This window comes from Nocardia brasiliensis (assembly GCF_042691675.1).
GTDB lineage: Bacteria > Actinomycetota > Actinomycetes > Mycobacteriales > Mycobacteriaceae > Nocardia > Nocardia brasiliensis_D.
Map to the genome: position 1 here is coordinate 2,835,687 of NZ_CP170507.1, position 15,201 is coordinate 2,850,887.

Genomic DNA, 15,201 nt, shown 5'->3' on the forward strand with positions numbered 1-15,201 from the left:
AAATTCTTTTTGCTGGCGTTTTGTTTTGCTAGGTTTTCGGACTCTAGTTTAGATCTGATTGCACCCTTCGGGGTGTGGTTGTGAGTCTTCAACGGAGAGTTTGATCCTGGCTCAGGACGAACGCTGGCGGCGTGCTTAACACATGCAAGTCGAGCGGTAAGGCCCTTCGGGGTACACGAGCGGCGAACGGGTGAGTAACACGTGGGTGATCTGCCTCGCACTTCGGGATAAGCCTGGGAAACTGGGTCTAATACCGGATATGACCTTCCAGTGCATGCTGGTTGGTGGAAAGATTTATCGGTGCGAGATGGGCCCGCGGCCTATCAGCTTGTTGGCGGGGTAACGGCCCACCAAGGCGACGACGGGTAGCCGACCTGAGAGGGTGACCGGCCACACTGGGACTGAGACACGGCCCAGACTCCTACGGGAGGCAGCAGTGGGGAATATTGCACAATGGGCGAAAGCCTGATGCAGCGACGCCGCGTGAGGGATGACGGCCTTCGGGTTGTAAACCTCTTTCGACAGGGACGAAGCGAAAGTGACGGTACCTGTAGAAGAAGCACCGGCCAACTACGTGCCAGCAGCCGCGGTAATACGTAGGGTGCGAGCGTTGTCCGGAATTACTGGGCGTAAAGAGCTTGTAGGCGGTCTGTCGCGTCTTCTGTGAAAACTTGGGGCTCAACCTTAAGCTTGCAGGCGATACGGGCAGACTAGAGTACTTCAGGGGAGACTGGAATTCCTGGTGTAGCGGTGAAATGCGCAGATATCAGGAGGAACACCGGTGGCGAAGGCGGGTCTCTGGGAAGTAACTGACGCTGAGAAGCGAAAGCGTGGGTAGCGAACAGGATTAGATACCCTGGTAGTCCACGCCGTAAACGGTGGGTACTAGGTGTGGGTTTCCTTCCACGGGATCCGTGCCGTAGCTAACGCATTAAGTACCCCGCCTGGGGAGTACGGCCGCAAGGCTAAAACTCAAAGGAATTGACGGGGGCCCGCACAAGCGGCGGAGCATGTGGATTAATTCGATGCAACGCGAAGAACCTTACCTGGGTTTGACATACACCGGAAACCTGCAGAGATGTAGGCCCCCTTGTGGTCGGTGTACAGGTGGTGCATGGCTGTCGTCAGCTCGTGTCGTGAGATGTTGGGTTAAGTCCCGCAACGAGCGCAACCCTTGTCCTGTGTTGCCAGCGCGTAATGGCGGGGACTCGCAGGAGACTGCCGGGGTCAACTCGGAGGAAGGTGGGGACGACGTCAAGTCATCATGCCCCTTATGTCCAGGGCTTCACACATGCTACAATGGCCGGTACAGAGGGCTGCGATACCGTGAGGTGGAGCGAATCCCTTAAAGCCGGTCTCAGTTCGGATCGGGGTCTGCAACTCGACCCCGTGAAGTTGGAGTCGCTAGTAATCGCAGATCAGCAACGCTGCGGTGAATACGTTCCCGGGCCTTGTACACACCGCCCGTCACGTCATGAAAGTCGGTAACACCCGAAGCCGGTGGCCTAACCCCTTGTGGGAGGGAGCCGTCGAAGGTGGGATTGGCGATTGGGACGAAGTCGTAACAAGGTAGCCGTACCGGAAGGTGCGGCTGGATCACCTCCTTTCTAAGGAGCACTTCTACGCAACGCTGTTCGAACAGTCGAATGAGAATGCGTCAGAGACCGTTTGTGTCCCCAATCGTGGGACCGCGGACGCTCATGGGTGGAACACTGACAAGCTTCATCGCAGTGGTCGGGGCTCAATGCTTCGGTCGCGGTGGATATATCGGCACACTGTTGGGTCCTGAGAGAACACGCGAGTGTTTGTCTCTAGGGATAGATAACGACAAGATCTGGTGGTCACGCAGACCGCATTGCCTCGGTTGGGGTGGTGGGCGTGGTGGTGATCGAAGCCAGGTTTTGTGTGTTGTTTGAGAACTGCACAGTGGACGCGAGCATCTTTGTTAGTAAGTGTTTAAGAGCGTACGGTGGATGCCTTGGCACCAGGAGCCGATGAAGGACGTAGGAGGCTGCGATAAGCCTCGGGGAGCTGTCAACCGAGCTGAGATCCGAGGATTTCCGAATGGGGAAACCCAGCACGAGTGATGTCGTGTTACCCGCATCTGAATATATAGGGTGTGTGGAGGGAACGTGGGGAAGTGAAACATCTCAGTACCCACAGGAAGAGAAAACAATTGTGATTCCGTGAGTAGTGGCGAGCGAAAGCGGATGAGGCTAAACCATGTACATGTGATACCCGGCAGGGGTTGTGTATGTGGGGTAGTGGGGCTCATTTTCTTGGTTCTGCCGAGCCAAGCGGGAGTCAGAAACCGTTGGGTTAGTCGAAGTGGTCTGGAACGGCCTGTCGTAGAGGGTGAGAATCCCGTAGACGAAAACTCAGCGGCTCTTGTAGTGAGTACCCGAGTAGCAGCGGGCCCGTGAAATCTGCTGTGAATCTGCCGGGACCACCCGGTAAGCCTGAATACTCCCTGGTGACCGATAGCGGACTAGTACCGTGAGGGAAAGGTGAAAAGTACCCCGGGAGGGGAGTGAAATAGTACCTGAAACCGTGCGCTTACAATCCGTCAGAGCCTGCGAGTCGTTTGGTCGGCTGTGGGTGATGGCGTGCCTTTTGAAGAATGAGCCTGCGAGTTAGTGGCATGTGGCGAGGTTAACCCGTGTGGGGTAGCCGTAGCGAAAGCGAGTCCGAATAGGGCGTTTCGAGTCGCATGTTCTAGACCCGAAGCGGAGTGATCTACCCATGGCCAGGGTGAAGCGACGGTAAGACGTCGTGGAGGCCCGAACCCACTTAGGTTGAAAACTGAGGGGATGAGCTGTGGGTAGGGGTGAAAGGCCAATCAAACTCCGTGATAGCTGGTTCTCCCCGAAATGCATTTAGGTGCAGCGTCACGTGTTTCACGCCGGAGGTAGAGCTACTGGATGGTCTAGGGGGCCTACAAGCTTACCGAAATCAGCCAAACTCCGAATGCCGGTGTGTGAGAGCGTGGCAGTGAGACTGCGGGGGATAAGCTTCGTAGTCGAGAGGGAAACAGCCCAGATCGCCGGCTAAGGCCCCTAAGCGTGTACTAAGTGGAAAAGGATGTGAAGTCGCGAAGACAACCAGGAGGTTGGCTTAGAAGCAGCCACCCTTGAAAGAGTGCGTAATAGCTCACTGGTCAAGTGATTTTGCGCCGACAATGTAGCGGGGCTCAAGTACACCGCCGAAGCCGCGGCATTCATACTTAACACCGGCACATTCCTGCGGGGGTGTGTCCAGTGGTGTGGATGGGTAGGGGAGCGTCGTGTCACCATGGAAGCAGCGGTGTGAACCAGCTGTGGAGGTGACGCGAGTGAGAATGCAGGCATGAGTAGCGAAAGACGAGTGAGAAACTCGTCCGCCGAATGACCAAGGGTTCCTGGGCCAGGTTAATCCGCCCAGGGTGAGTCGGGACCTAAGGCGAGGCCGACAGGCGTAGTCGATGGACAACGGGTTGATATTCCCGTACCCGTGTATCCGCGCCCATGATGAATCAGTTGTGCTAAGTGTCCAAAAGCGGATGGACTCCCTTCGGGGAGCCGGATGTGGCTGCACACGACCCCGGCTGGTAGTAGTCAAGCGATGGGGTGACGCAGGAAGGTAGCTGGGCCAGTCAGTGGTTGTACTGGTGTAAGCCTGTAGGGCGAACGGTAGGCAAATCCGCCGTTCATACAGCCTGAGAGGTGATGCGTAGCCGATTGAGGCGAATTCAGTGATCCTATGCTGCCGAGAAAAGCCTCTAGTGAGTTGGTACACGGCCCGTACCCCAAACCGACACAGGTGGTCAGGTAGAGAATACTAAGGCGATCGAGAGAACTGTGGTTAAGGAACTCGGCAAAATGCCCCCGTAACTTCGGGAGAAGGGGGACCACAACCGGTGACGGGACTTGCTTCCTGAGCTGGGGGTGGTCGCAGAGACCAGAGAGAAGCGACTGTTTACTAAAAACACAGGTCCGTGCGAAGTCGTAAGACGATGTATACGGACTGACGCCTGCCCGGTGCCGGAAGGTTAAGAGGACCGGTTAGCCACTTCGGTGGCGAAGCTGAGAATTTAAGCCCCGGTAAACGGCGGTGGTAACTATAACCATCCTAAGGTAGCGAAATTCCTTGTCGGGTAAGTTCCGACCTGCACGAATGGCGTAACGACTTCTCTGCTGTCTCAACCACAGACTCGGCGAAATTGCATTACGAGTAAAGATGCTCGTTACGCGCGGCAGGACGAAAAGACCCCGGGACCTTCACTATAGCTTGGTATTGGTGTTCGGTACGGTTTGTGTAGGATAGGTGGGAGACTGTGAAGCGGGCACGCCAGTGTTCGTGGAGTCATCGTTGAAATACCACTCTGATCGTATTGGACTTCTAACCTCGGACCATGATCTGGTTCAGGGACAGTGCCTGGTGGGTAGTTTAACTGGGGCGGTTGCCTCCTAAAATGTAACGGAGGCGCCCAAAGGTTCCCTCAGCCTGGTTGGCAATCAGGTGTCGAGTGCAAGTGCACAAGGGAGCTTGACTGTGAGAGCGACAGCTCGAGCAGGGACGAAAGTCGGGACTAGTGATCCGGCACCGGCAAGTGGAAGCGGTGTCGCTCAACGGATAAAAGGTACCCCGGGGATAACAGGCTGATCTTCCCCAAGAGTCCATATCGACGGGATGGTTTGGCACCTCGATGTCGGCTCGTCGCATCCTGGGGCTGGAGTAGGTCCCAAGGGTTGGGCTGTTCGCCCATTAAAGCGGCACGCGAGCTGGGTTTAGAACGTCGTGAGACAGTTCGGTCTCTATCCGCCGCGCGCGTCAGAAACTTGAGGAAGGCTGTCCCTAGTACGAGAGGACCGGGACGGACGAACCTCTGGTGTGCCAGTTGTTCCGCCAGGAGCACCGCTGGTTAGCTACGTTCGGAAGGGATAACCGCTGAAAGCATCTAAGCGGGAAGCCTGTTCCAAGATGAGGTTTCTCACCACCTTCGAGTGGTTAAGGCCCCCCACAGACCATGGGGTTGATAGGCCAGAACTGGAAGCCCGGTAACGGGTGTAGGTGACTGGTACTAATCGGCCGAGGACTTACCAACAAAGAAGCTACGCGTCCACTGTGCAGTATCTGAAACAACACACACCTATCCGTGACCACGGGTTGAGAGTGAGGATTTCAGAGGCTCGCGCCCCTGAACTCATCCCGCTCACATCGGGTGGGGTTTCAGGGGCCGCAGGCCCCTGAGAATCTCTCTGGTGAACCTGGGACATGGAGTGTGGACAGTTTCATAGAGTTACGGCGGCCATAGCGGCAGGGAAACGCCCGGTCCCATTCCGAACCCGGAAGCTAAGCCTGCCAGCGCCGATGGTACTGCACTCGACAGGGTGTGGGAGAGTAGGACACCGCCGGAACATCCTTCACGATAGGGGACCCAGATTCTGGGTCCCCTATCGTCGTTTCAGCACCTTGCCGTGCCGGACGACATCGCCGTGTCAGTGCCCCCACCATGACACGTGATTCAATTTGTGGGGCCCCCGACCACCTCTTGCGGACCTCAGAAAGGGATCACCGTGTCGGAACAGAACGACGACCGGAAGTCCTTCCGGCGCGGCGAGGGATCCGATCGCCCCTCTCAGGGCAGCGGTGGAGCCGGCGGCGACGCGTCCAAGAACCGCCCCGACCGCGAAAGCGGCCCGCGCGGCGGAACCAGCGACCGCGGCGGATTCAAGCGAAACAACGACTCCGGCGACCGCGGCGGATCGGACCGTCGCGGCGATTCCGCCCAGCGCGGCAGTTCAGGCGACCGCTCAGGCTCCGCCGAGCGCGGTGGATACCAGCGCCGCGAGGGTTCCGGCGATCGCGGCGGTTCCGGTGGCGGGTTCAACCGCCGTAGCGATGCCGACGCTTCAGGCGACGTAAACCGCGGCGGCGACGCGGGCACCCGTGGCGGTTTCAACCGCGGCGGCGGCTCAGGCGACCGTGGTAGTTTCAACCGTGGCAGTGACTCCAGCGATCGCGGCGGTTTCAACCGTGGCAGTGACTCCCCTGAGCGCCGCGGTGCCGACCGTGGCAGCGATTCGGGTAGCCGTGGCGGTTTCAACCGTACTGGCGGCTCCGGTGAGCGCGGTGGCTTCAAACGTGAGGGTGCCTCCGGTGACCGTGGCGGTTTCAACCGTGGCGGCGATTCGGGTGGACGCAGTGATTCCGGCCGTGGTGGTTTCAACCGTGGTAGCGGTTCGGGTGGGCGCAGCGACTCTGGCCAGCGCGGAAGTTCCGGTGAGCGTGGCGGTTTCAACCGCAGCGGCGGTTCCGCTGCCCACGGTGGTAGCTCGGGTGAGCGTGGCGGTTTCAATCGCGGCGGTGGCTCTGACGACCGCAGTAGCTTCAACCGCGGCGGCAAATCGGACGAGCGTGGTGGCTTCAACCGTAGTGGCGGCTCTGCTGAGCGCGGCGGTTTCAAGCGCGGTGGCGAGTCGGGCGGTTCCGGCGATCGCGGTGGATTCAATCGCGGTGGCGACTCCGGCGGTTCCGGTGAGCGTGGCGGCTTCAACCGCAGCGGTGGCTCCGGTGACCGCGGTAGTAGTTCGGGTCAGCGTGGCGGCTTCAACCGCGGCGGCGGCTCCGGTGACCGTGGTGGATTCAGTCGCGGTGGCGACTCCGGCGGTTCCGGTGAGCGTGGCGGATTCAATCGCAGCGGTGGCTCCGGTGACCGTGGTGGATTCAGTCGCGGTGGCGACTCCGGCGGTTCCGGTGAGCGTGGCGGTTTCAACCGCAGCGGTGGCTCCGGTGACCGCGGTGGTAGTTCGGGTGAGCGTGGCGGCTTCAACCGCGGCGGCGGTTCCGGTGAGCGTGGGGGATTCAATCGCGGCGGTAGTTCGGACGAGCGTGGTGGCTTCAATCGCAGTGGCGGCTCTGCTGAGCGCGGTGGTTTCAAGCGCGGCGGCGATTCGGGTGGTTCCGGCGATCGGGGCGGTTTCAATCGAGGCGGCTCGGCTGATCGCGGTGGTGATTCCGGCCGTGGGGGGTTCGATCGCAACGATTCGCGGGGCAGCGGGCCGGACGATCGGCGTCGTGGCGGCGAAGGGGCGCGTAGCGGTGCCGGTGGCGATCGGTCGCAGGACCGGCGTCCGCCGCGTCCCGAGGAACCCGACCTTCCCGATGACGTGCAGCCCGCCGACTTGGAGCCTGCGGTCCGGCGTGACCTGCTGAGCCTGGACAAGTCCAACGCGGAAGCAGTGGCCCGCCACCTGGTGATGGCGGCCAAACTGATCGACGACGACCCACGCCTGGCTCTCGCCCACGCGCGCGCCGCGCGGCAACGTGCGGGCCGCATCGCCGTGGTTCGCGAAACCGCGGGCGTCACCGCCTACCACGCGGGCGAATGGGCCGAAGCGCTGTCCGAACTGCGCACCGCGCGCCGCATGTCGGGCGGTTCCGGCCTGCTCGCGGTCATGGCCGACTGCGAACGCGGCCTCGGCCGCCCCGAACGCGCCATCGAACTCGGCCGCAGCGACGAGGCCCGCGCCTTGACCGGTGACGAGGCCACCGAGCTGCGCATCGTCGTCGCCGGTGCTCGGATAGACCTCGGCGAATACGACCAGGCCGTGGTCACCCTGCAAACCTCCGAACTCGACCCCTCCCGCACCGGCTCCGCCGCGGCCCGCCTCTTCTACGCCTACGCCGACGCCCTGGTCGCCGCGGGCCGCACCGCCGAGGGGCTCACCTGGTTCCTCAACGCCGCCGCCGCCGACCTTGACGGCGAAACCGACGCGGAAGACCGCGCCGAAGAACTCACCGGCGACGACCTCGAGCTGTAGCCCAACAGGCTGGCATCCCGTCTGAACAGCGAACCGGCAACCTGGCGCGGATCGTTGCGCCCCCGCTCAGCGCCCGCGCGGTTGTCGCGGTCCTCGGACGACCTGAAGCCGTAGTCGAACTGGCGGCTCCCGACTATGGACGAACCGGCGACGCGGCACGAACCGATGCGCCCCGCTCAGCGCCCGCGCGGTTGTCGCGGTCCTCGGACGACCTGAAGCCGTAGTCGAACTGGCGGCTCCCGACTATGGACGAACCGGCGACGCGGCGCGAACCGATGCGCCCCGCTCAGCGCCCGGGCCGTCGTTGCGGACCGTGACCGTCACCTGCACCTCATATGTGCACCAAGGACTTCGGACGGGGCATCGTCTTCCTCGATGTCCGTCAGAGGGCTGCTCGGGGTACGGAGTAACGACCCGCCGGGCGAAATTCGGTGGTGCACCGAGCATGCAAGCCGGATGGTTCGGAATATCAGGTCGTCTCGACATGGACCGCGTACTGTTCTCGTGGCGAAATCGCTACGGGTGTGCCGACTTTCGACGGCATGTCGCAGGGCGGTCTGATTTGAAGGAGATTCGATGAGTTGTGTCCGGGTCACTGCGTTCGTTGGCTTGGCTGCCGCGGCGTTGACCGCGTTGAGCACCGTTTCGGCCACCGCGGAGCCGTACGATTACGGACAGGAGGTCAAGCGGGCGTGCGAGCAGCAGGGCCTCGAGCCCACTGAAAGCATCTACCTCCCCGGCACTTTGCCCGCCACGGCGACCTGCCACGAGCCCGGCCAGGACACCGTCCGCTTCGTCCCCCTCCCCAAGGACACGTACTGCACCGTGCCCGGCGTCTTCCAAACCCCCGGCAAAGCCGACGGCGAAGGCAACTGCCTCACCGACTGAGGCACAACGAGCGGGACATGACGGTGGCAATTCGCGAGAGAACCCACCGTCATGTCCCGCTCGCCGCAAAGAGCTGTCGGCTGGCTGGCGTAGGGTTCGGGTTGTTCGGCACGGTGCTGATCGGTGACACGGAGAGTGGTGTGGAGCGGCTACGAGATCACTACGAAGCCTTGCTGCTGGATTTGGACGGGACCCTGTATCGCGGGCACGCGGTGATCGAGGGTGCGCCGGAGGCGTTGGCCGAGGGAGGGTCCGCACAGCGGCTGATGTACGTCACGAACAACGCCAGCCGGGGGCCGGAGACGGTTGCGGCGCACTTGGCGGAGCTGGGCTACCCCGCGACGACCGATGACGTGGTGACGAGCGCGCAGGCGGCCGCGCGGCTGCTGGCCGAACGGCTGGAACCGGGCGCGACGGTACTGATCGTCGGCACCGACGACCTCGCCGCCGAAGTGACCGCGGTGGGATTGCGCCCGATCCGCCGCTTCGACGACACCGCACCCGCCGCTGTCGTGCAAGGACATTCACCGCATACCTGCTGGGCCGACCTCGCCGAAGCGGCCTACGCGCTGCGCGCGGACGCACTGTGGGTCGCGGCCAACACCGACAAGACCCTGCCGAACGAGCGCGGCCTCGCGCCGGGCAACGGTTCGATGGTCGCGGCCTTGCGAACCGCGTCCGACCGCGAACCCATCGTGGCGGGCAAACCCTACGCCCCCCTGCTGGAAGACGCGCTCGTGCGTGCCGGAACCCGCAGCGCCCTGGTGGTGGGGGACCGGCTGGACACCGACATCGAAGGTGCGAACACCGTCGGTCTGGCATCGCTGCTGGTGCTGACCGGCGTCAGCACCCTCGACGAGCTGAAAGGCGCGTCCGCCGAGTTCATCCCTACCTATGTCGCAGACTCACTCGACGCACTGAACCACCCGCCGGTACCCGCCGAAACGGACATCGACGCCAGCGACCTCGCCGCAGACCTGGCCGACCGGTTGCGGCGCAACCCGGGACGAGCCGTGACGGTACGCGCGTCTGATACGGAAATCCGATAGCGTTGACGCCACGATGACTACTCCCATGCCCCGCCCGACCGGCCCCGGAACGCACCCCGGCGCGAACGGCCCCCGCCCCGGGGCCCCGCTGCCCGGTCAGCATCTGCCGGGCGCACCCGGGCGTCCGGAGCCGGCCGACCCGGAGCGCATCCGCAGCGAGATCGACGGCCTGCTCACCGAACTCACCACCCGCACCGACTGGCCGGGCGCGAACCCGACGGCCGAGGGCGCCGAAACCGGCACCGACATCACCCGCCGCGCGCGCATCCTCGAGCAGGCACATGACGTCCTCGTGCAGGCCCTGGCCACGGTGGACAAGATCTGAGGTGGCCAGACGCGCGCGCGTGGACGCCGAACTGGTTCGCCGCGGATTGGCGAGATCGCGGGAACACGCGGTCGAGCTGATCGGCGCCGGTCGCGTCCTGATAGCTGGAACGGTCGCCGTGAAACCGGCGACCGCGGTCGAAGCGGGCACGCCGCTGCTGGTCCGTGACCAACCCGACGAGGTGTCCTGGGCCTCGCGCGGTGCGCACAAGCTGCTCGGCGCACTGGCGGCCTTCGAGCCCGCCGGGCTCACCATCGCGGGCAAACGCTGCCTCGACGCGGGCGCGTCGACCGGCGGCTTCACCGACGTGCTGCTGTCGCGCGACGCCCGTGAGGTGATCGCGGTGGATGTCGGCTACGGCCAGCTGATCTGGCGGCTGCAGAACGACGACCGGGTGCGCGTGGTCGATCGCACCAATGTGCGCAACCTCACCACGGAAACCATCGGCGGCACAGTCGAATTGGTGGTCGGTGACCTGTCGTTCATCTCGCTCGGCCTGGTGCTGCCCGCGCTGGCCGCGTGCACCGCGCCGGGCGGTGACCTGTTGCCGATGGTGAAACCCCAGTTCGAGGTCGGTAAGGAACGCGTGGGTTCCGGTGGCGTAGTGCGTGACCCGGCACTGCGTGCCGAGGCGGTCCGTGATGTCGCTACCGCGGCCGCGGCGCTCGGCCTGCGTACCGAGGCCGTCGTGGCGAGCCCGTTGCCCGGTCCGTCGGGCAATGTCGAATACTTCGTGTGGCTGCGCAAGAACGGGCAGCCGGAAGACGACGGTGAGCGAGTCGCGACTCTCGTCGAGCGTGCGGTTGAGGAGGGTCCACAGTGAACGCCCCGACGAGGTCCGGTGGCCGGGAGATCTTGCTGGTCTCGCATCCGGGCCGGGCGGAGATCATCGAGACCGCCCACCGGGTAGCGAAGATCTTCGCGGACGCGGGCATCTGCCTGCGGGTGCTCGCCGACGAGGCGGACAGCACCCGATTCGAGACCGAGCCGGGCGGCTATCCGGTGCGGGTCGTCGAACACGCCCCGGACGCGGCCATCGGCTGCGAGATGGTGCTGGTTCTCGGTGGCGACGGCACCTTCCTGCGCGCCGCCGAACTGGCCCGCCAGGCCGGGGTGCCGGTGCTGGGAATCAACCTGGGCCGCATCGGATTCCTGACCGAGGCCGAGGCGGAGCACCTGGACGAGGCACTGGCGCACGTGGTTCGGGGCGACTACCGCGTCGAGCACCGGATGACCATCGATGTCACCGTCCGGGTGGACGACGAGGTGGTGCAGACCGGCTGGGCGCTCAACGAGGCGAGCATCGAAAACGCCTCGCGGATGGGCGTGCTGGAGTTGGTGCTGGAGGTGGACGGACGGCCGGTGTCGGCGTTCGGCTGCGACGGCATCCTGATCTCCACCCCCACCGGTTCGACCGCCTACGCGTTCTCCGCGGGCGGTCCGGTGGTGTGGCCGGAACTCGAAGCGTTGCTGGTGATTCCGAGCAATGCCCACGCACTGTTCGCACGACCGCTGGTGACCAGCCCGGAGTCCCGGATCGCCGTGGAATGCGTGGCGACCGGCCATGATGCGATAGTTTTCCTGGATGGCAGGCGCACCCTCGAGCTACCGCGCGGCGGCAGGCTGGAAGCGGTTCGCGGCGCCCAACCGGTGCGTTGGGTGCGATTGGATTCCGCGCCGTTCGCGGATCGGATGGTGCGCAAGTTCCAATTGCCCGTGACAGGCTGGCGGGGCCGACGGGAAACGGAGGGCACAAATGCTGACAGAGATCAGGATTGACGGCCTTGGTGTCATTTCCACGGCCACCGCGCAATTCCACGAAGGTCTCACTGTTCTTACCGGTGAGACCGGTGCGGGCAAGACCATGGTGGTCACCAGCCTGCACCTGCTGAGTGGTGCGCGGGCCGATGCGGGCCGGGTCCGGCTCGGCGCCGCACGCGCGGTGGTGGAGGGCCGGTTCACCGTCGACGACGTGAACGAGGCGGCTCGCGCGGAAGTGGCGCAGGTGCTGGAAGCGGCTGCGGCCGAACAGGATGACGATGGCAGCATCATCGCCATCCGCACGGTCGGCAGTGACGGGCGGTCCCGTGCGCATCTGGGTGGGCGCGGCGTACCCGCCTCGGTGCTCGCCGATTTCACCGCACCGCTGCTGACGGTGCACGGCCAGAACGATCAGCTGCGACTGCAGCGTCCCGATCAGCAGTTGTCCGCGCTGGACCAGTTCGCCGCCGACACGGTCGGCCCGCTGCTACGCAAATACGGTGTGCAGCGCCGATCCTGGCTGGATGCCCGCACCGAACTGCTCGAACGGACTGCGCGCAGCAGGGAATTGGCGCAGGAGGCGGACCGGCTGCAGCATTCGCTGTCCGAAATCGACGCCATCGCACCGGAACCCGGCGAGGACGTGCGCATTGTGGACGAGGTCCGCAGGCTCAGCGACCTCGATTCGTTGCGCGAGGCCGCGGCGACCGCGCACGACGCGCTCGCCGGTCCCGTCGATTCGCCCGAAGAGGGTTCCGGCGCACTGGAATTGCTCGGTACCGCCCGCGCCCGCATCGACTCGGCCGACGATCCCGCGCTGACCGCCCTCGGGCCCCGGCTCGGTGAGGCAATCGCGGTGGTGGTGGACCTGACCACCGAACTCAGTGGCTACCTTTCGGATCTGCCGTCGGACCCCGGCGCGTTGGATTCGCTGCTCACCCGGCAGGCCGAGCTCAAGTCGCTGACCCGCAAGTACGCGCCGGACATCGATGGCGTGATCGCCTGGGCCGACGATGCGCGCAACCGGCTCGGCTCGCTCGACGTCTCGGAGGAAACCCTGGCGGCCTTGGCGGCCGAGGTCGACATCGCGGCCGAGCGAGTGCGGGAGGCGGCCCGCAAACTGAGTGCCGCTCGCAAGAAGGCGGCGGGCAAGCTCGCCTCGGCGGTGAGTGCCGAATTGGGTGGTCTGGCAATGGGTAAGGCCAGGCTCGAGGTCGAGGTGCGGCCGATGCCCGCGGGACCGCAGGACTCGGCGCCGCTGAATATCGACGGAAAAGACGTGCACGCCGGGTCGTCCGGCATCGACGAGGTGGAATTCCGGTTGTCCGCGCACTCGGGGGCGCAGTCACTTCCGTTGAGCAAGAGCGCGTCCGGCGGTGAACTCTCCCGGGTGATGCTGGCCCTCGAGGTGGTGCTCGCCAGCTCGGATCACGGCGCGACCATGGTGTTCGACGAGGTCGACGCCGGGGTCGGCGGGCGCGCCGCGGTGGAGATCGGCCGCAGGCTGGCCCGCCTCGCGCGCACCCATCAGGTGATCGTGGTGACCCACCTGCCGCAGGTCGCGGCCTTCGCCGACACCCACCTGGTGGTCGACAAGTCCGATGACGGCAAGGGCAAGGTCAACAGCGGCGTCCGCGCGCTGACCAAGGATGAGCGGGTCATCGAACTGGCCCGCATGCTGGCCGGTCTCGACGACACCGAGACCGGCCGGGCGCACGCGGAGGAACTGCTGGAAACCGCGCGCGCCGAGAAATCCGGAGCGACCGTTTAACGCACGGCTTTCTGCGCGGCCTTGATGAACTGGGTGATCAGGTTCTGCAAGCCGAACTCCAGCACCTTGGCGGGCACGGGCAGGCTCGGCTCGGACTCCATCGTGTAGGAAACCAGCGTGCCGTTGTCGGCATCGGTGAAGGTGACGACGCCGACGTGCCGCTTCACCGGCGCGCCCTTGACGATCTTGTATTCCATCCGCTCACCCGGCACCAGCTTGGTGATCTCCTCGGTGACGCCGACCGGACCCACCCCCAGCAGATGCTGTGCGCCGACCCCTTCCCGCTCGGTCAGTCCCGGCTTCGTCAGCTTGACCTGGATCGGAAGGTACGGGCTGATGCTCTCGCGGTCGGCGAAGAGCCGATAGACGACATCGCGCGGGGCGGCGATGACGGCGTCGACAGTGGTGCTGGCCATGGGGTCTCCTCTTCGAGTTACCTGTGACCGGCAGCATATAGGTATCACCTGTGTGCACTGTGCCCGTGTGTTATGGGCGTCACAGACAGTTCGATCGAGGCATGGAAGTGGCGCTTCAGTCGCGTTCGGGGCCGAGGGCGATGCCGCGCGTGGCCAGCCAGGGGAGCGGGTCGATGCGGTCGGTGCCGTTGAGCCAGACCTCGAAGTGGCAGTGCGGTCCGGTGGCTTCGCCGCGGTTGCCGACGGTGGCGATCTCGTCGCCCGCGGTGACGTGCTGCCCGATGGAGACCAGCGCGGTATTGATGTGGCCGTACACGGTGATCGTGCCGTCGTCGCCGAGCAAGCGCACCCACATGCCGAATCCGCTGGCCGGGCCCGCGCTGATGACGGTGCCGTCCTCTACGGCGACGATCGGGGTGCCGATGGGTGCGGCCACGTCCACGCCGGGATGCAGGGCACCCCAGCGCATCCCGTAGCCGGAGGTGAAGGTGCCGGAGGTGAACTTGACGAACAGCGGGCGCAGCTTCGCCGCGGCTGCCGCGGACAGTTCGTCGGCGACCTTGCTGCCGTTGCTCAGCATGTCGCTGAATTGCCCGAGGTCGGCCGGTTTCTCGGGGAGTAGCCCTGGTTCGACCGTGGTCGGCGCGGTGTCCTCGACCTGTGGCTGGCCGAGCGCCATGGGTTCGACCGTGGGGGTCGGCGGATGACCACTGCTGGAAGCGAGGGTCTGGCCCGCGGCGACGAAGGCGCCTGCGGCGACCGCGACGATGGCGGCGCGACCCTTCAGCGCGGTCGGTGGCGGGGGCATCCGATGCTTGCCGCCGCGACGTTTGCGGGGTGCTGGACGATCGATCAGCGGCCACGGCCCATCGCTTGTCGAGTAGCTATAACTTTGCTGAGTTTTGTCTGAATTGTGGTGATCCGGGATGAATCGGGGTCCGTCACCGCGCAAATGGTGTGTGCTCATTCAGGCGCCCACCACGAAGCCGGTCGATGTCCGGAATGCCCTGAACGTGAATCAACAGGCAAAATGTCGGCTTTTCGGCACGCTGGCCCGGTGTATACAGTTGCCTCGAAGCACATCACGCTGTTGTTCTCCGTTTGCGTCCCGCTGAAATGCTGATAGTTCGATAGACGGTAACGAAACGGTAGCGGTCTCGCTCGTTAGGCGCGCGAATAAGTGACTGCG

General features: G+C 64.3%; 7 protein-coding genes, 3 rRNA genes and 2 pseudogenes. 10 read left to right on the forward strand and 2 right to left on the reverse strand.

All coding sequences use genetic code 11. The features are described from left to right. Window positions 1-88: 88 nt before the first annotated feature. From ACFK0J_RS13230 to recN, 10 genes and pseudogenes are all read left to right on the forward strand, one after another. Window positions 89-1,607: ribosomal RNA gene (locus ACFK0J_RS13230) — 16S ribosomal RNA — on the forward strand. Window positions 1,608-1,946: 339 nt separating this feature from the next. Then, window positions 1,947-5,083, forward strand: a 23S ribosomal RNA gene (locus tag ACFK0J_RS13235). Between the two features lie 196 nt (window positions 5,084-5,279). Further along, window positions 5,280-5,396, forward strand: a 5S ribosomal RNA gene (gene rrf / locus ACFK0J_RS13240). Together the 16S, 23S and 5S rRNA genes form the textbook arrangement of a ribosomal RNA operon. Window positions 5,397-6,812: 1,416 nt before the next feature. Beyond that, window positions 6,813-7,802, forward strand: a pseudogene (locus tag ACFK0J_RS13245) (tetratricopeptide repeat protein); the annotation flags it as partial. 576 nt (window positions 7,803-8,378) lie between these two features. Next, complete coding sequence (locus tag ACFK0J_RS13250) at window positions 8,379-8,690, forward strand: hypothetical protein (protein ID WP_378739836.1); 312 nt, start codon at window positions 8,379-8,381, stop codon at window positions 8,688-8,690. Between the two features lie 140 nt (window positions 8,691-8,830). Next, entirely contained in the window at window positions 8,831-9,739 is a 909-nt protein-coding gene (locus ACFK0J_RS13255) for an HAD-IIA family hydrolase (RefSeq protein WP_378742821.1), read from the forward strand. Between the two features lie 13 nt (window positions 9,740-9,752). Next, window positions 9,753-10,064 carry a hypothetical protein gene (locus tag ACFK0J_RS13260; protein WP_378739838.1) on the forward strand — a complete coding sequence of 104 codons (312 nt, stop codon included), beginning with the start codon at window positions 9,753-9,755 and terminating at the stop codon, window positions 10,062-10,064. A gap of 1 nt (window position 10,065) precedes the next feature. Beyond that, on the forward strand, window positions 10,066-10,887 hold the full coding sequence (locus ACFK0J_RS13265; RefSeq protein WP_378739841.1) for a TlyA family RNA methyltransferase: 822 nt from the start codon (window positions 10,066-10,068) through the stop codon (window positions 10,885-10,887). Further along, window positions 10,884-11,843: an NAD kinase gene (locus tag ACFK0J_RS13270; RefSeq protein WP_378739844.1), complete on the forward strand. Its 960-nt coding sequence runs from the start codon at window positions 10,884-10,886 to the stop codon at window positions 11,841-11,843. Before ACFK0J_RS13265 ends, ACFK0J_RS13270 begins: the two co-directional genes overlap by 4 nt. Further along, window positions 11,821-13,596, forward strand: a complete 1,776-nt coding sequence (recN, locus tag ACFK0J_RS13275; protein WP_378739846.1) for a DNA repair protein RecN — start codon at window positions 11,821-11,823, stop codon at window positions 13,594-13,596. Before ACFK0J_RS13270 ends, recN begins: the two co-directional genes overlap by 23 nt. On the opposite strand, the gene ACFK0J_RS13280 is transcribed toward recN, so the two are convergent. Continuing rightward, on the reverse strand, window positions 13,593-14,012 hold the full coding sequence (locus ACFK0J_RS13280; protein WP_378739848.1) for an SRPBCC family protein: 420 nt from the start codon (window positions 14,010-14,012) through the stop codon (window positions 13,593-13,595). The genes recN and ACFK0J_RS13280 overlap by 4 nt on opposite strands. Before the next feature lie 115 nt (window positions 14,013-14,127). Continuing rightward, a pseudogene (locus ACFK0J_RS13285) lies at window positions 14,128-14,853 on the reverse strand (M23 family metallopeptidase); the annotation flags it as partial. Window positions 14,854-15,201: the final 348 nt, after the last annotated feature.

Coding starts and splice junctions, on each gene's coding strand:
- ACFK0J_RS13250 (WP_378739836.1), top strand. CDS start 8,379: ATGAGTTGTGTCCGGGTCACTGCGTTCGTTGGCTTGGCTGCCGCGGCG.
- ACFK0J_RS13260 (WP_378739838.1), top strand. CDS start 9,753: ATGACTACTCCCATGCCCCGCCCGACCGGCCCCGGAACGCACCCCGGC.
- recN (WP_378739846.1), top strand. CDS start 11,821: ATGCTGACAGAGATCAGGATTGACGGCCTTGGTGTCATTTCCACGGCC.
- ACFK0J_RS13280 (WP_378739848.1), bottom strand. CDS start 14,012: ATGGCCAGCACCACTGTCGACGCCGTCATCGCCGCCCCGCGCGATGTC.